This is a genomic window from Pseudomonas sp. GD03903 (assembly GCF_029840045.1).
Classification (GTDB): Bacteria; Pseudomonadota; Gammaproteobacteria; order Pseudomonadales; family Pseudomonadaceae; genus Pseudomonas; species Pseudomonas pseudonitroreducens.
In genome coordinates this window covers 13,776-27,606 of the sequence record NZ_JAOCBT010000028.1, presented here as the reverse complement: position 1 = coordinate 27,606, position 13,831 = coordinate 13,776, and the positions used below count along the sequence as shown (strand labels likewise).

16 protein-coding genes are annotated in these 13,831 nt (G+C 67.1%); 3 read left to right on the top strand and 13 right to left on the bottom strand.

Going from position 1 to position 13,831, the window contains the following annotated elements:
- Positions 1 to 24 precede the first annotated feature (24 nt).
- Positions 25 to 1,821, bottom strand: a complete 1,797-nt coding sequence (gene mobH, locus N5C91_RS28835) for a MobH family relaxase (RefSeq protein WP_279833759.1) — start codon at positions 1,819 to 1,821, stop codon at positions 25 to 27.
- A gap of 331 nt (positions 1,822 to 2,152) precedes the next feature.
- Here mobH and N5C91_RS28830 point away from each other — a divergent pair, with 331 nt between their 5' ends.
- Genes N5C91_RS28830 through N5C91_RS28820 form a run of 3 tightly spaced genes read left to right on the top strand, consistent with a single transcriptional unit; the run spans position 2,153 to position 3,212 of the window.
- A complete protein-coding gene (locus tag N5C91_RS28830) occupies positions 2,153 to 2,371 on the top strand; it encodes an AbrB/MazE/SpoVT family DNA-binding domain-containing protein (protein WP_021205410.1) in 219 nt (72 codons plus the stop codon).
- Positions 2,371 to 2,784 carry a putative toxin-antitoxin system toxin component, PIN family gene (locus tag N5C91_RS28825; protein WP_279833756.1) on the top strand — a complete coding sequence of 138 codons (414 nt, stop codon included), beginning with the start codon at positions 2,371 to 2,373 and terminating at the stop codon, positions 2,782 to 2,784. Before N5C91_RS28830 ends, N5C91_RS28825 begins: the two co-directional genes overlap by 1 nt.
- A 56-nt stretch (positions 2,785 to 2,840) precedes the next feature.
- Complete coding sequence (locus N5C91_RS28820; RefSeq protein ID WP_031635003.1) at positions 2,841 to 3,212, top strand: DUF3742 family protein; 372 nt, start codon at positions 2,841 to 2,843, stop codon at positions 3,210 to 3,212.
- A gap of 14 nt (positions 3,213 to 3,226) precedes the next feature.
- Here N5C91_RS28820 and N5C91_RS28815 read toward each other — a convergent pair whose 3' ends face one another.
- The 12 genes from N5C91_RS28815 to N5C91_RS28760 all read right to left on the bottom strand — a co-directional run bounded on the left by N5C91_RS28815 (position 3,227) and on the right by N5C91_RS28760 (position 13,786).
- A complete protein-coding gene (locus N5C91_RS28815) occupies positions 3,227 to 4,750 on the bottom strand; it encodes a conjugal transfer protein TraG N-terminal domain-containing protein (RefSeq protein WP_279833754.1) in 1,524 nt (507 codons plus the stop codon).
- A gap of 13 nt (positions 4,751 to 4,763) precedes the next feature.
- Positions 4,764 to 5,114: a hypothetical protein gene (locus N5C91_RS28810; protein ID WP_009618109.1), complete on the bottom strand. Its 351-nt coding sequence runs from the start codon at positions 5,112 to 5,114 to the stop codon at positions 4,764 to 4,766.
- On the bottom strand, positions 5,111 to 6,508 hold the full coding sequence (locus N5C91_RS28805) for an integrating conjugative element protein (protein WP_009618111.1): 1,398 nt from the start codon (positions 6,506 to 6,508) through the stop codon (positions 5,111 to 5,113). Before N5C91_RS28805 ends, N5C91_RS28810 begins: the two co-directional genes overlap by 4 nt.
- A gap of 11 nt (positions 6,509 to 6,519) precedes the next feature.
- Positions 6,520 to 7,470, bottom strand: a complete 951-nt coding sequence (locus tag N5C91_RS28800; protein ID WP_279833752.1) for a TIGR03756 family integrating conjugative element protein — start codon at positions 7,468 to 7,470, stop codon at positions 6,520 to 6,522.
- The gene (locus N5C91_RS28795) at positions 7,467 to 7,904 is read right to left on the bottom strand and encodes a TIGR03757 family integrating conjugative element protein (RefSeq protein WP_279833803.1); all 438 of its coding nucleotides are present in this window, start codon (positions 7,902 to 7,904) and stop codon (positions 7,467 to 7,469) included. Before N5C91_RS28795 ends, N5C91_RS28800 begins: the two co-directional genes overlap by 4 nt.
- A gap of 204 nt (positions 7,905 to 8,108) precedes the next feature.
- Positions 8,109 to 8,687 (bottom strand): AAA family ATPase, encoded by a 579-nt coding sequence (locus tag N5C91_RS28790; RefSeq protein WP_279833751.1) that lies wholly within the window; start codon positions 8,685 to 8,687, stop codon positions 8,109 to 8,111.
- An 11-nt stretch (positions 8,688 to 8,698) separates the two neighbouring features.
- Positions 8,699 to 9,910, bottom strand: coding sequence for an MFS transporter (locus tag N5C91_RS28785; RefSeq protein WP_279833749.1), 1,212 nt, complete (start codon positions 9,908 to 9,910; stop codon positions 8,699 to 8,701).
- Between the two features lie 44 nt (positions 9,911 to 9,954).
- Positions 9,955 to 11,331, bottom strand: a complete 1,377-nt coding sequence (locus N5C91_RS28780) for a CoA transferase (protein WP_279833746.1) — start codon at positions 11,329 to 11,331, stop codon at positions 9,955 to 9,957.
- Positions 11,332 to 11,545: 214 nt separating this feature from the next.
- Positions 11,546 to 12,304, bottom strand: a complete 759-nt coding sequence (locus N5C91_RS28775; RefSeq protein ID WP_034365203.1) for a sulfite exporter TauE/SafE family protein — start codon at positions 12,302 to 12,304, stop codon at positions 11,546 to 11,548.
- A gap of 12 nt (positions 12,305 to 12,316) precedes the next feature.
- Positions 12,317 to 12,952 carry a LysE family translocator gene (locus tag N5C91_RS28770; protein ID WP_279833744.1) on the bottom strand — a complete coding sequence of 212 codons (636 nt, stop codon included), beginning with the start codon at positions 12,950 to 12,952 and terminating at the stop codon, positions 12,317 to 12,319.
- A gap of 13 nt (positions 12,953 to 12,965) precedes the next feature.
- Positions 12,966 to 13,172, bottom strand: coding sequence for a DUF1737 domain-containing protein (locus N5C91_RS28765; RefSeq protein ID WP_024889570.1), 207 nt, complete (start codon positions 13,170 to 13,172; stop codon positions 12,966 to 12,968).
- Positions 13,173 to 13,174: 2 nt separating this feature from the next.
- Positions 13,175 to 13,786, bottom strand: coding sequence for an alpha/beta hydrolase (locus tag N5C91_RS28760; protein ID WP_024889571.1), 612 nt, complete (start codon positions 13,784 to 13,786; stop codon positions 13,175 to 13,177).
- Between the last annotated feature and the right edge of the window lie 45 nt (positions 13,787 to 13,831).

Below are 13,831 nucleotides of genomic sequence, written 5' to 3'. Positions count from 1 at the left end.
GGCGCGCTGGCGCCTTTCGTGCTGCTAGCTCCGCGTCAGGGACAGGTAGGGGTTGTCCGGCGGGACTTCCGCGAACAATGTCGAAGGCGTCGCCAACAGATAGCCGTGCAACCGCCGCGACTTGCGCGGCCCGGTGACTTCGCAGGTCCAGATGTTCAGGCCGCTGTCCTGTTTGCGGTGCAGTCCCAGCTTCTCGAAGCGCTTCTGCACCCATTGCCAGTCGTGCAGATTGTCCTGCCGGGCCAGCACCTGGATCTCCGGATGTTCCTGCACGTAGCGCTGGAAAACGCCGGGGCTGACCAGGTACGCCGTGCCATCGACGGTATGCACCAGTGCGTTCGCATCGTTGATGATGAGCTTGCGCGATTCGATGCCTTGCTTGAGCCAGGCAATGAAGTCTTCCCCGGACGGCGTGGCCTTGGTGGGAGCCGGCATGGTGGCAGGACTGGTCGGCGACAAATGAGTCACTGCCGCAGTTGCGGCGGCGGATGATGATGGCGGTTCCGCGCTGGCGGACGATGCACTGGTGGTGGCTGCGTCGGACGCATCAAGCATCGACAGCAGATCGGAGACCGGGTCCGCGATCCCGGCCGGGGAATCCGCCACCCCAGGGGACGGTGAGGTGGCCGGGATGCCGGCGGAGGCCGGCGCTGCCTCATCGCCAGGGAGGGCCTCTTCCGTCGTGACCGTGCCGGCGAACGGTGGGGGACGCTCGCCGGACTCCCAGATCAAGGCCGGCGACAGGCGCAGGAAGGTAAAGCTGTGCGACCAGCCGGTGCCGCTCGTAACGGTGGCCCGCCAGATCGCCTTCCCATCCGGGGCGGGCTGCACGATCCCATGGTCCTGGAGCACCGTGAAGACGGCGGTGTTGTTCGATGGAATGCCTTCGATGCCCTGCGATAGGAGGTGCGCGCGCAGCTTGTCGCTGACCGTCTTGCTGACGAGCCAGAGTGCCTCCGGGGTCAGCCATCCATCCGACGGGCCGCCAGGCTGGTTCAGCTTGAATTCCTCGCGCAGCAGGTAGCGCAGGCCATCCAGCAGCTTGCGCTGCAACGCATGCTTCGGCGCCGCCATCGCCCTGGCCGGATCACCGCCGAGCGCCAGGGCCACCGATGCCTGGTCAGCCTTGACGACCAGCTCTCCAAGCGTGCCGGCATGCTCGTACTGGCCCGCCAGCACGTACAGCAGCGCCGACCACAGGTCCTGGTAGTCGCTCAGCCAGTCGAGGATGCCGGCATCGAGCACACGGGTGTAGAGCAGTCCCGTGGCGGCGCCATGCAGCCGGTACTCGCGATCCGTCCGGTAACGAAAGCGGTACGGCTGCCGCAGCGGCCCGTGCCAGGGGTGCCAGACCAGGCCATCGGCCTGCTCGACGTGCAGGTCGACCGCGATCTTGCCAATGTCGTGCAGCAACGCGGCGTAGGCGGTCCCGGCGGTCCAGGCCTCGGCTTGCGCGGCCTGGGCCTCGGGCGAGGCGCCGGCCGGAAGCAAGTGGGACTGCCTCAGTTTGAGCGCGTAGGCCACGATCTCCAGGCCGTGGTCCAGCATGCCGCCCGGCCATGCATGGTGATACGCCTCCGAGGCCGGGAACTGCTGGACCAGCTCGGCGTAGCGCTCCAGCGGCGCGAGGTACAGCGAGCGGAACTGCCGACGCGACAGCGAGGTGCGCTGCCAGATGTGTTCCAGCAGCCGCTGCCGGCGCGGCTCCGCCAGCAGCGCTGCGGCCGACTGCGGTGGCGTCAGCCCTTTGGCAGGCTCGGCAGGAGGTGGCGCGGCGGCGGTGGCCAGCGGCACCCGTTTGCGCTGGAACAGCGAAAGCATGGCGACATCCTGGTGATGGGCTGGCCGGAGGAGCCTTTTGGCCTTTTCGGGTAAGGCCTTTCCCCTTGAGGCCATTCCCTTGCTCCATCCCCAGCCCTTTGGCCTTCGACAAGCCCTTTGATATAGGGGCAGTCGGCTTCGTGTGCCGCAATCAATGCGGAGCCGGTGCGCTCCAGGATCGAGCGGAACAGGCACTGTGTTTTCACCAGATCAGTCCGTTTCAACCGGCGCTGAAAGCGCAGCAGGCCCTGAAACCCCTGCGCCCGAAGGCATGCTTGTCGAGAATGAAGTAAGGAAGTAAGATTTCCTTTGAAACTTATGGAGGCCTCCCATGCTTGCCAAGCTCACATCGAAAAATCAGATCACGCTGCCCAAGGCGGCCGTGTCCGGCGTGGATGCGGCGGAGTACTTCGACGTCACCGTCGAGGGCGGTCGGATCGTCCTGACCCCCGTGCGCGTCCAGAAGGCACAGGCTGTGCGCGAGAAGCTGGAGCAACTCGGGATTACCGAGCAGGACGTTGAGGATGCCGTGGCCTGGGCACGGCAGTGATGCGCAGGGTCGTCCTCGACACCAACATCGTGCTGTCGGCGCTGATCTTCAGTGCCGGACGCCTGGCCTGGATACGCCACGCCTGGCAGCACCAGCAGTTGCAGCCGCTGGTCTGCCGGGAGACGGCCAGTGAACTCCTGCGCGTCCTGGCCTATCCCAAGTTCAAGCTGTCGACCTCGGAACAGCAGGAGTTGCTGGCGGACTTTCTGCCCTACGCCGATGTGGTGGAACTGCCTGCGCCATGGCCAGACCTGCCGGTCTGCCGCGACAAGAAGGACCAGGTGTTCCTGGTGCTCGCGCATGTCGGCAAGGCGGATGCGTTGATCACGGGGGATGCGGATATTCTCGCCATGCGAGAGGACTTTCCCAGCTTGATCATGACCGCCGAAGCATTCGCGGCGCGGCAGGCATGAAGGAAACAGGCACGGCCTTGCCCAACGACCGTGGAACGACCATGAGGTAGCCAACCATGAAGCACACCGCACGCATGACCACCGCAGCGCGACTCGGCCGCTGGCTGGGCGGTGTATGGGGCGTTTGCCTCCGCGCGGAGCGTCGGGCGCATCGGTGGCTGATGGCACAGGGACTGCCGGCAGGCGGTGCAAGGGTGCTGATCTGGGTGGTCAAGCTGGCGACCCTTGGGGTGTTGCTGTACGTCACGGTCTGGGCGGCGCTGCTGCTGGTCGCTCTCTTTGTGGCAGCCAGGATGGCGGAGCAAGCGCCGCAAGGTGACGATGATTTCCTCGGACGCAAGGCCGAAGAGCTGGATCATCGCGAAAGCCTTGCCTACGACCCCATCAACTACAGCGATGACCCAGATCCACGATTCGAAGACGATTGAACCGGCGGTTGGAGCTATTTCTGCTTGGCCGCACCGATCATCAAGCCGCCGCCCCTGCCACCGGCTTGTCCGGCATCCCGCGTGCCAGTACTCAATCCTTGAAGCACGTTGCCTGCACGGATACCAGCCCAGGCCAATGCCGCCACCCAGAACGTGGGCAAGATCAAAAACATCGTGGCCATCACGAAGTTCAGCAGCATGTCTCCGAAGGTGTTGTTGAGGCCCACCAGCGGATCGAAGTTCGTGTGCGGCCGGTTCCAGCCCCACCCCCAGCCGTAGAGTGCATCGAGGATCGTCGAGTCGATCCAGCGGGCGAGCTGAAACCAGAATTCGGTGAAGAACAGCGCGAACTGCACCACGCTCACCGTGACCACGGTCTTGAGGTCATAGGTGCCGGTCAGCATCACCAGCGGGATGCAGATGACCAGCGCCATCTTGAGCAGGGACAGCACCATCGGCAGCGCCTGCCGCACCACGTCCATCGCCGGGAGATAGCCCAGTGATCCGACGGTCAGCCCCACGTCGCTGGCGGCGCGGGTGACGATATTGGGCAGCGTCATGTCGATCTGGCCACCGTAGTCCGTGTAGACCGCCCCCTGGTTGAGCTTCTGCTGGCGAGGGCTTGCGACGGCGCGGATCACCGAGTCGTTGACCTCGGACTGGCTCAGGAAGCCCGCCCAGCCGACCAGTCGCGTCAGCAGGCTGGGATCGACCTGGGCCAGCAGTCGTGCCCGCAGGCCGTGGTCGCCGTCGGACCACCACTGCCGGCAGGTCGGGTAGCCGCCCCCGCCGGGCACCTGGGCCAGGCCGGCGTCGCGCGTGGCGTCGAACGGCCAGGCATCGCGCGGAGTCCTGGAGCGGTAGCTGTCGTAGAAGCCGGCGGTGCCGACGAAGTAGCTGGAGCCGATCCAGGTGACGTCGTGCATCTGCTCCTCGCTCAGGCTGGGCCGGGTCATGAACAGCTTGGCGCGGGCGGGGCCGTAGCAGTCGCGGGTGAAGTCGCTGATCTCCTGGGCCAGCACCGGGTCGTCGATGCGGGTCGCGTCGATGTCCATGCGGATCTGCCGCAGGTCGGTGCCGCAAGGAATGGCCGCGACCGAAGCGCCGGTGATCGCGCGCGAGATCGCGTGCATGGCGAACCACCACACCGGCACCTTGGCCGACTGGTTGTTGATCGTGCTAAACGATTGCGACCAGCCCGTATCGGTCGGCTCTGGGACATTTACTTGGCATTGGGTCGAACGCGAACGGTCGTACTTGATGGTGTTGAAATCGACGTCGATGAAGGGAATGCCCGCGAACATGATCACCACGATGGCGACGAAGACGCGGTTCTCGATGCGAGCCGAGGACAGCACGCCCTTGTTGCCTTCGTCCGCGCCTTCCGCGCGGGCCTTCAACCATTCCTGGATGACGATCGCCAGGAACGGGACGGCGAACACGCCGCTGGCGACCAGCACCGACCAGATGCCGTTGTGGACCACCCAGGACACCAGCGTCAGGTAGTACTCCAGGTAGTCGGTGGTGTACAGCGTCATGGCGAACCTCGCGCTACCGTGCCTGCATCAGCAGGCTGGCTTCCAGCACGATCACGGCGACGATGGCCGCAACCTCCGCGCGCAGCAGCCGTTGCCCGGCAGCGCGCTCCGGTTCCCGCGCGCGCAGGCGACGTCGCATCCAGAGCCAACCCCAGGCGGTGGCGGCGTAGAGCAACAACCGCCAGGCCAGGAAGGCCCCGGATTGCGCCGCCATCCAGCGCTGCCAGCCCTCGATGCCGCCCGCGATGCGGATGCCGACCACATTGACGGCGGTCGCGGCGATCAGCAGCGACACCGCCCACACCAGCACCAGAATGGCACGCCGGCTGGACAGCCAGCGCAGGCACCGCCCCACGGTATTCATGGATGGCTTCCGCCAGACGGCGGCCGCTGCAGTTCATCGACCCGATTGCGCACCGGGTCACCCTCGTAGATGCCACGCGCACCGGCGGCGCGGGTGCTGTGGCGCTGGATGATCGCCATCGGCGAATTGCTGGCCAGTTCGCGGCGCAGCTCCAGCTCTGCTTTCAGGTTGTGAATCTCGCGATCGAGGATGTCGCTTTCGTGGGTGACGGCCTTCTGGGCCAGTTCGTTGGCGGCCACGTTGGGCTCCTTGCGCCCGGTCAGCAGCGTGCGTTGCAGCAGCAGCGCCTTCTCCAGCACGCTGGCCAGCGCAACCTCCGAGGCCAGGCGCCGAGCCAGGATGTCCTGGTCCGTCTCGTCGCGCAGCGCCTCGATCACGCCACGGGTGATGGGCAGCGACGCGCTACTCGCAGCCTGCAGGTTCTGCGCCGTGGTCGGACGGCTGCCGGCGACCAGCTCCTGCAGGGCCTGCAGCTTGTCCTCGTATTCCTCCTGAATCAGCGGGGTCAGGCCAACGCCCGGCGTGGTGACGGTCTTGGTGCATGCATCGCAGGTGCGCTGCTCCTGCTCGCCCAGCACGCGAATGGCCCAGGCTGCGGCGGCATCGGGCGAACTCCAGGTCTGGCATGCCAGGTTGCCGCTGCAACTGGCTTGCGGAATCGAACTGGCATCGCCGACGCCACGGCCATTGAGCAGGTTGTAGCCGGCGCGGGTCACGTCGCCGACCACACGCACCGGACGTTGGCCCGCGCCGCCAGCGTTGTCTCCGCCGACCCACGGCACGCCATTGTTGCCACGGTTCGCCTCGGCGTCGTCGATCGCTGAGACCGCATCGGTGCTCGCGACGGCCTGCTTCAGCGCCATGCCTTCGGCGAGCTGGTCCCAGCCGAGCTGCCCACCCGCCATGTCGGCCATGCGATTGGCGATGGCACGGCAGGTCAGCTTGCTGCGATCGAAATCCAGCCTGGCTTGCAGCACCCCATTGGTCAACAGGTTGTACAGCCCTGGATCGGCGCGCTGGATGATCAAGGCGGGCAGCGACGCCACGGCAGCGGTGGCGTTCTGGATCACCGAGGACATGATGGCCTGGAAGCCATTGGTGATGCCGTTCAACTGGTTCTGCAGCGTGGTGGTGATGCTCATGTCGCCACAGATCAGGTTGCTGTTCCAGCCGACGCCAACGCCGATGGAGTGCATGTTGGCCGCACCGCTCATGGACACCGCGCGGCCGCCCCCAATGCTGTAGAGCACGTCGTCGCCTATCACGCTGCCTTGATGCTGGACGCCGTACTCGTTGACGCTGGTCTGCGCCCCGGCGCTGGAGTAGCACAACGCTGCGACAACGGCCAATGCGACGTACAGAAATCGACGGGCGCTCGGAAATGAAGTCGTCATGGCATCGGGTCTCACAGGAAATCGACGCTGCCGAGGAACACCTGGCCGCGGCGCTGGCAGCAGCTATAAGGACGCCACAATGCCCAGGCGTAGTCGCCTTGCCGGGCCTGCACCTTGGCATTGCCGTGGGGGAATACCGCGCAACTGCTGGACAGCGTGGGGGTCAGCTCCTGCCACTTGCCCGTGGCGGCATCGGTTTCCATCAGGGCGCCGGCCGGCCAGTAGCCATCGCGCGAACTGGCGAGCAGCGGTTGGTAGACGTGGATCTGGTTGCGGCGCGTCACGATGTCACCCGCGCGCTGGGCGACCACGGCTGCGGCCTTGTGGTCATCCACCTGGTGCAGGAAGCCGCCACGCGGATAGACGTTGCCCCAGAGATTCATGGCCGTGCGCGTGCCGATCTCGCGCCGGCCGGGAATCAGTGCTTCCGGATACAGCGCCTCGGGGATGTTGTAGCGCCATGCCAGCGTGTCGAGCGTGCTCAGTAGATAGGGCATGAAGGCGGTGCCTGCGCCCTCGCAGGTGTAGCCGGACGCGCTGGCGAACTGGCTGAACACATGGCCACCGGGATGGCCGATGACGTCGGCGTTCTTGAACTTCGCCAGGTTGTTCTCGTGATCCTCGTTGGTGGTGCCGTCGCCGCCGGCCTTCGCGGTCGGGTTCGGCAGGCTCATCGCCCGCACCTCGACCCAAGGGTTCTCGCCGGTGTTCGAGTAGCTCGACACCACGGCATCCGGGATGTAGTGGCGCACCTTGACCGAGGTGCGCACGGTGCATCCCGTCCAGGTGCAATAGAGCCAGTAGCAGATGCCGGTGACGCGGTACTCCAGGCAATCCGGCGACAGGGTGGAGGCCACGATGGTGGCGGTGTTCAGTGCAAAGGACGATGCGGAACACCTCAGCAACAGCGCTGCGATGGCCAACCGCTGGCGCCGGGATGGTGCGAACGGACGCCTCGTCATGGCTGCGTCCTCCGGTATTGGTCGATGCGGGAAACCGCACGGGCCACGTCCTTCTCGCCATAGACCACGTATCGGCGATCCACCACGATGGCCGGAACCTTGGCGACGCCAAGGCTCCAGGCATCGGCAACGCCCTGGTAGGCGGTGCCGATCCTTCGCTGCAGGTCTGTACCGCCCAGCTTCAGGCGTTGCTGGACGATGGCGCTGGCGCGCTCAGGATCGGTGGGCAGGTTGTCGGCCAGCTCCGCTTCGAGCACCGCGGCCGCGTCCAAGATGAGGTGTCGGTCAGCCTGGCCAAGGACCGGATGATGCGAGTCGGTAACGACCCATACTTCCGCTGCGGCGGCGCGGGTGGCCAACGTCAGGATGGCAATGCCCGCAGCAAGCCATGCTGGGCGGGTGCGAGTGGCATGAGGAACAGCGCAAGAGTCCATGAGACAACACCGGAGGGAAGCCAATCCGGTGACAGTCGAACCGAAATCCGGCTTCGACACGACAAACAATCCGGAGACCGCCTCATCCCGTTTTCGCCATCCCTGTCATCGCGTGATCACCCCAAACGGTGCCTGCGAGTGCGCCTGCGACAAGGACGTGTTCGGATCGACAGCCAATACGGCCGCCACAAGTCGGTCTCGCCTTCAGCAGCGATGAATCGCTTGGAGAACGAAGTCGGCCCGTTCGGCCACACTGGCGCGCGGAAGCAACCTGACTTCGTAACCGAGTGCCCAGTAGGTTGCATCCAGGTGGGCGTATTCCGCCTCAGCCTCGGGAAAGCCGTGCCGCCGCGCCTCGTCGGCGCAATAGATGTCCGGCCAGGGCGGAGCGAGGAACACGAGCCGCCCATAGGGGCGGGATTCGCCCAGGCTTTCCGACAGAGGTACACCGAACAGTCGCTGAAGCGCTGCGGCGGCGTCGATTAGCCCACGGTCGAAGAAAACCGGACCAGCGTCCCGTGCCGCGCCTTCGAGATCAATGGCGGCGACGCGCAGCGCCTCGCGCAGAAAGGCCGCCATGTCGGTCCATGGCAGGGCGTTGCCGCCCTGTCGAATCTGCTCGGCGATGATCCTCCGCCCGGGTTCGGCGACGGTCGCATGACCACGCCGCCGCAGTTCCCCGAGCAGGGTCGACTTGCCGCCGCCGGAGCACCCCGATATGACCACCTGAGGTGGCATCGGCGTCATGTCAGGGCTTGCTTCGACCAGCAGACGGTTTGTCAATTCACTTGTCATCATTGGTTTAGCCGAAGAGACAGACCCCACGCAATGGTGGTGCTGAGCATGCCAAAGGCGCAGACCCCGGCCCATCCATGGGCAGTGAAGGCCCACCCGCATGCAGCAGCGCCGAAGGCCCCGCCAAGCAGCATCGTGCCCATGAACACGGTGTTCAGCCGGCTGCGCGCACCCGCATCCAATGCATAGACCATGGTCTGGTTCGCCACCTGAGCCGACTGCACGGCCACGTCGAGCAAGAAGATGCCGAGGACGAGTGCGGGGATCGATGAGCGTCCCAGGTACAGCACGGCAAATGCCGTTGCGGTTCCCACCGCGCCTGCACGAACGACTGCGCCGTGTCCGCGTCGGTCGGCAAAACGGCCAGCCGCCGGTGCAGCCAACGCGCCGCACACGCCGACCAGCGCGAACAGGCCGGCGGATACCGCGCCGAGCTGCAGTGGCGGCCGCTCCAGCCAGAGCGCGAACGTTGCCCAGAAGCCGATCATGCTGGCAAACAGCAGGAACTGGACGGCCACAGCCTGGCGCAAGGAAGCGTGCTTGCGCACCAAATGCCACATCGACAGCAGCAATCGTCCATAGCCGAGATCGGAGGACGGTGGTACCACCGGCAGCGTCCATGCCAGCCGAAAGCCCAGTACCAGCATCAGTGCCGCAGAAAAACCGAAGACGGACCGCCAGCCCCAAAGCTCGGTCATCCAGCCGCTCACCACACGGGCCAGCAGGATCCCGATCAGGATGCCGCCCGTCACCACGCCGAGCACCTGCCCCTTGCGGTGGGAGGGCGCCAGGTGGATGGCCAAGGGAACCAGTTGCTGCGCCACGGTGGCGCACAAGCCCACGGCGAGGCTCGCCAGTGCCAATTGAACGAAGCCGGAGGACGCGGCTGCCAGCACCAAGGAGAGCACCAGCGCCGCCAGCGTTCGCAGGATGAGTGACTTGCGCTCCAGGCGGTCACCCAGTGGTGCCAGGAACAGCACGCCCAGGGCATTGCCCGCCTGGGTGAGCACGGGCAGCCAGGTCACGGTCCCCGCAGAGAGCGCGAACTCCCGGCTCAGTTCGCCGAGAAGCGGCTGGTTGTAGTAGCTGTTGGCCACGGATGCGCCCGCCGCCAGGGCAATGGTCCACAGCAGATGGGAGGGCAAGGCTGACGTGGCAGGCATCGGTGCGCCACGCGATGCATCGCCCGGGTGACCTGGGATATCGCTCATTCAAGGGGGCCGGCCGCATCAAGTCTCGGCTTGCGGACAAGCGCTCACCAGTTCGAGCGATCCGTTCCCGGCGGCACCGATGGTCGCGCGTAGCCGGCCGGTGTTCGCGCCAGTTGCGCGCTGGGGCGCACGGCGCGCAGCAGGCCGAAGCCGGAGACTTCGTCGGCGAGCCAGGGGCTGAGGTCCGGCCTGCCAGCCCGCAGGCCCTCTTCGATGCGCCCCAGCCCGCGCAGCCAGTGCCCGGTCTGCGCCAGCGACACCTGCACGTGCCAGCTTCCCCCTTCGCGCGACTGTCGCCACAGCGCGGCGGCGGCGCCGAAAGCCATCAGGAAGCCGCTGGCCTGGTCGAGGATCTGCATCGGCAGCGCGCGCGGCTTGCCGTCGCCCGCCGCCTCGCCCTCGGCGTGGTTGAAACCCATCGCCGTCTGCACCAACGAATCGAAACCGCGCCGACCGGCCCAGGGCCCTTGCGTGCCGTAGGCGGTCAGCGACACGGCGACGATGCCGGGCCGGCGCGCGGCCAGGGCCTCGGGCGAGAAGCCGAGCGCGGCCAGGCCGCCGGGCCGGTACCCCTGCGAGAACACGTGGGCGTCTTCCAGGAGCTGCCACAGCGCTTCGCGCCCGGCCTCGCTGCGCAGGTCGATGTGCGCCGAGCGCTTGCCGCGGCTGGTTTCGGCAATAGCGGCGATGTTGGGCAGGTTCGGTGAGTTGACCAGCATCACGTCCGCGCCGAACGACGCCATCGCCCGCCCACCGACGGGGCCGGCCAGGATGCGCGTGAGGTCGAGCACGCGCAGGCCGGCGAGCGGCCGCTCATCGGCCGCCAGGGGCGGCAGTGCGCGCGGTGGCGCATCGGCGATTCGGGTGATGGTCATCAAGGGTTGCGAGGCCACCGCCTGACCCTGGGGCGTGGCATCCCACTCGGCGAAGCTGCGCAACGCCGTGGCCACCAGCGCGTGGTCGGCCGCGGCCTGCTCGAAGTCCAGCGCCTTCCAACCCCGCAGGGCCTGCTCTGCGTCGGCGCGTGTGGCAGTTGCGGGGTCCAGGCCCAGCAGGCGCAGCGCGCCATCGCGGTGGTGCGGGAAGTTGGTGTGTACACGCACGTAGCCATCGGCGCAGCGGTACAGGCCGGCGAACGGGTCCCACAGCTCGGGCTCCTGGCCGTCGAGCGTGAACCAGCCGGTGCATTCGGCGGCGGCGTGAGCCATGTCCACGGCGACACGCTGGCGCGGAGCACCCCGCTCATGGCCGAGTTCGCAGGCGGCGAGCGCAGCCGCGGCAATGCTGGTCTGCGCGGCGGTGCCGACGGCGAAGGACGAGGGGAACACCGGGTCGCTGCCCGTCAGCGCGATCCCGGCCAGCGCCTGCGGCGGCAGCCCGCCCAGCGACCAGAGCGCAGTCAGTGCATCGAGTGGATTCATCGAATGGACTCCTCACAGAAAGTTCGCCAACTAAATCGACACGCTACCCCGTCGGCCGAGTCGGGTTGGCAGATCCAGGCGGGAGGCAGGGTCGGCGCCGCGTTGTCCGCAAACGCAGCGGACCGCGGAAAGCAGCATCGCGCGCCATTGGCGATGCCGGGGAGCGCCGTATTTGCACAGGCGTGGGCGTCGCGCGCCCGCTGCAAGCGATCCATCATGCGCCCGCCTTCAGCCCGAAGTACGCAGAGAGCGCCAGGCCGGTCGCCACGATCGTCCAACGCAGCGCCAGCGGCGGAATCCAGCGCGCCAACCGCGCGCCGGTATAGCCCCCCACGATCGCGCCCAGCAGGACCGCACTGCCTTGCGTCCAGGCGATGGACCCGGTGGCGACGAAGAGCATCACCGCGGCACTGGTCACGACGGTAGCCATCGCATTTTTGACGGCGTTGGCCTCCTGGACATCGCGCACACCCAGCAAGGTCAGGATCGCCATCAGCATGATGCCCAGGCCGGCGCCGAAGTAGCCGCCATAGAGTGCGGTCAGGAACTCCGCCCCCGCCGCCACCAGGTGCGGCACCTGACCGCGAGCATGCCGCTCGATGGCCTGGCGCAGCCAGGGCCCCAGGGCGAACAGAACGGTCGCGACGAGGATCAGCCACGGCACCAGACGGCTGAACTGTGCATCTCCGGTGAACACCAACAGTGCGGCGCCCACCAGCGAACCGGCACCGACCACGGGCAGGCTGCGCCGCAACGCGGCGCGGTGGCGCCCGAGTTCGCTGCGATAGCCGAGCAGACTGCTCGCATGCCCCGGCCAGATCGACACCGCGCTGGTGGCGTTGGCCACCACGGGTGGTACGCCGGCAGCCAGCAGCGCGGGAAAGGTGAAGAATGTGCCGCCGCCGGCCACCGCATTGCAGATGCCGCCGATCATGCCGGCACCGGCCAGCAGCAGGAAGGTTCCGATGTCCATGCCGCTCGCACCTCAGCTCGTCGGCCTGGACAGGGCCAGACGCAGGCCAAACCCCATCAGTGCCAGGCCGGTGAGCGCATCGAGCGAGCGCATCACCGTGGGCCGGCGCAGCCAGCGTGCCAGGGGCCGCGTGGCCAGCACCAGTGCGGCGAACCAGAGCAGTCCCATCGCGGCGTGGATGCCGGCCAACAGCACGCTGAACGCGACCACCGGCAGGTCGGCGGGAACGAACTGTGGCAGGAGGCTCACGTAGAACACCCCGACCTTGGGATTGAGCAGATTCGTCAGCAGACCGCGCAGGAACCAGCGCTCGCCACGCACGAGCGGCGGATCGTCTGCGGGCAGCGTCGGCCGGCTCTTGAGCGCGCCAGAGATCAGCTTCCAGCCGAGCCAGAGCAGATAGGCCGCGCCCGCGATCTGCAGCAGGGTGTAGGCGAGTCGGGAGACCGCGAGCACCGCGCCGAGCCCGAGGGCCGCGATCAGCCCCCAGATCAGCACGCCGGTCACGATGCCGCCGCCCGCCCTCATCGCCTTGCGCCCCCCTTCCACAGCGGCCGTGCGAAGTACCAGCGCCGTGTCCAGGCCGGGGGTCAAGGTGAGCAGCAGCGCCGTCAGCGTGAAGCCCAGGATCGCAGTCGATGCATCCATTGGGGGATCTCCGTCAGAGCACAGACAAGTCCAGTGACTCGCTGTACGTCGTCGATTCGATGGTCTTGACGATGGCCTGGCCGCAGATCACTGCGCCACGCGCCGCGTCGTAGGTCAGGCTCGGCGCGCCATACAGCTCCCAGCCGCTGTTCAGGGCCGCGGTGACGCGGTGGCAGAACGCCGCGTCGTCGATGCCGGTCAGGTAGCGGTACGCGCGCATGCTCATGCTCCCGGTCGATTCGATGCCGGCATCTGGACGCGCAGCCCCGCTCCGAATGCCTGCAGCAGATGCCAGCCGGTGTCCCAGTCGCCCACGCCGCTGGCGGCATTGATATGCCCGAGGGCGCCGACTTCCAAGCATCCCGCTGCCCAACCCATGGCCATGCGCCGGGCGTGCTCCGGCGAGCCATAGGGGTCGTCGCTGCTGGCGACCACCAGTGCGGGAAACGGCAGGGGTTCGGTCGGTGGCGGGCCGAACTCGCTCGCCTCGCCTGGAAACGCCGGTGCGCCGGGGTCAGGGACGGCAACCAGGAAGGCGCCCCGGACCTGGGCGATCCGATGCTGGATGTCTTCTCCGATTCCCGGCCGCGATGCCCAGTGCGCGACGAGCAGGCACGAAAGGCTGTGTGCGACCAAGACGACGGGCGCACCGCACTCGTCGATAGCCGCATCGAGTGCCTGCAGCCAGTCGGCCAGGTCCGGCCTGTCCCAGTCGGCAGGCTGGAATCGCCGGCCATGCTCCTGGCGCGACGCCCAGCGCGTCTGCCAGTGCTCCGGCCCGGAATTGCCGATACCGGGAAGCATCAAGAGGCGAACGGTCTGAAGGTGGCTCATGGTGGCGTGCGCGGATATCCGGGGTGAGGTTGTCTGGCTGGAAAC

Bases quoted from the DNA above. Each gene is read 5' to 3' on its own strand.
- mobH (WP_279833759.1), bottom strand. From the start codon at position 1,821: ATGCTTTCGCTGTTCCAGCGCAAACGGGTGCCGCTGGCCACCGCCGCC.
- N5C91_RS28830 (WP_021205410.1), top strand. From the start codon at position 2,153: ATGCTTGCCAAGCTCACATCGAAAAATCAGATCACGCTGCCCAAGGCG.
- N5C91_RS28825 (WP_279833756.1), top strand. From the start codon at position 2,371: ATGCGCAGGGTCGTCCTCGACACCAACATCGTGCTGTCGGCGCTGATC.
- N5C91_RS28820 (WP_031635003.1), top strand. From the start codon at position 2,841: ATGAAGCACACCGCACGCATGACCACCGCAGCGCGACTCGGCCGCTGG.
- N5C91_RS28815 (WP_279833754.1), bottom strand. From the start codon at position 4,750: ATGACGCTGTACACCACCGACTACCTGGAGTACTACCTGACGCTGGTG.
- N5C91_RS28810 (WP_009618109.1), bottom strand. From the start codon at position 5,114: ATGAATACCGTGGGGCGGTGCCTGCGCTGGCTGTCCAGCCGGCGTGCC.
- N5C91_RS28805 (WP_009618111.1), bottom strand. From the start codon at position 6,508: ATGACGACTTCATTTCCGAGCGCCCGTCGATTTCTGTACGTCGCATTG.
- N5C91_RS28800 (WP_279833752.1), bottom strand. From the start codon at position 7,470: ATGACGAGGCGTCCGTTCGCACCATCCCGGCGCCAGCGGTTGGCCATC.
- N5C91_RS28795 (WP_279833803.1), bottom strand. From the start codon at position 7,904: ATGGACTCTTGCGCTGTTCCTCATGCCACTCGCACCCGCCCAGCATGG.
- N5C91_RS28785 (WP_279833749.1), bottom strand. From the start codon at position 9,910: ATGAGCGATATCCCAGGTCACCCGGGCGATGCATCGCGTGGCGCACCG.
- N5C91_RS28780 (WP_279833746.1), bottom strand. From the start codon at position 11,331: ATGAATCCACTCGATGCACTGACTGCGCTCTGGTCGCTGGGCGGGCTG.
- N5C91_RS28775 (WP_034365203.1), bottom strand. From the start codon at position 12,304: ATGGACATCGGAACCTTCCTGCTGCTGGCCGGTGCCGGCATGATCGGC.
- N5C91_RS28770 (WP_279833744.1), bottom strand. From the start codon at position 12,952: ATGGATGCATCGACTGCGATCCTGGGCTTCACGCTGACGGCGCTGCTG.
- N5C91_RS28765 (WP_024889570.1), bottom strand. From the start codon at position 13,172: ATGCGCGCGTACCGCTACCTGACCGGCATCGACGACGCGGCGTTCTGC.
- N5C91_RS28760 (WP_024889571.1), bottom strand. From the start codon at position 13,786: ATGAGCCACCTTCAGACCGTTCGCCTCTTGATGCTTCCCGGTATCGGC.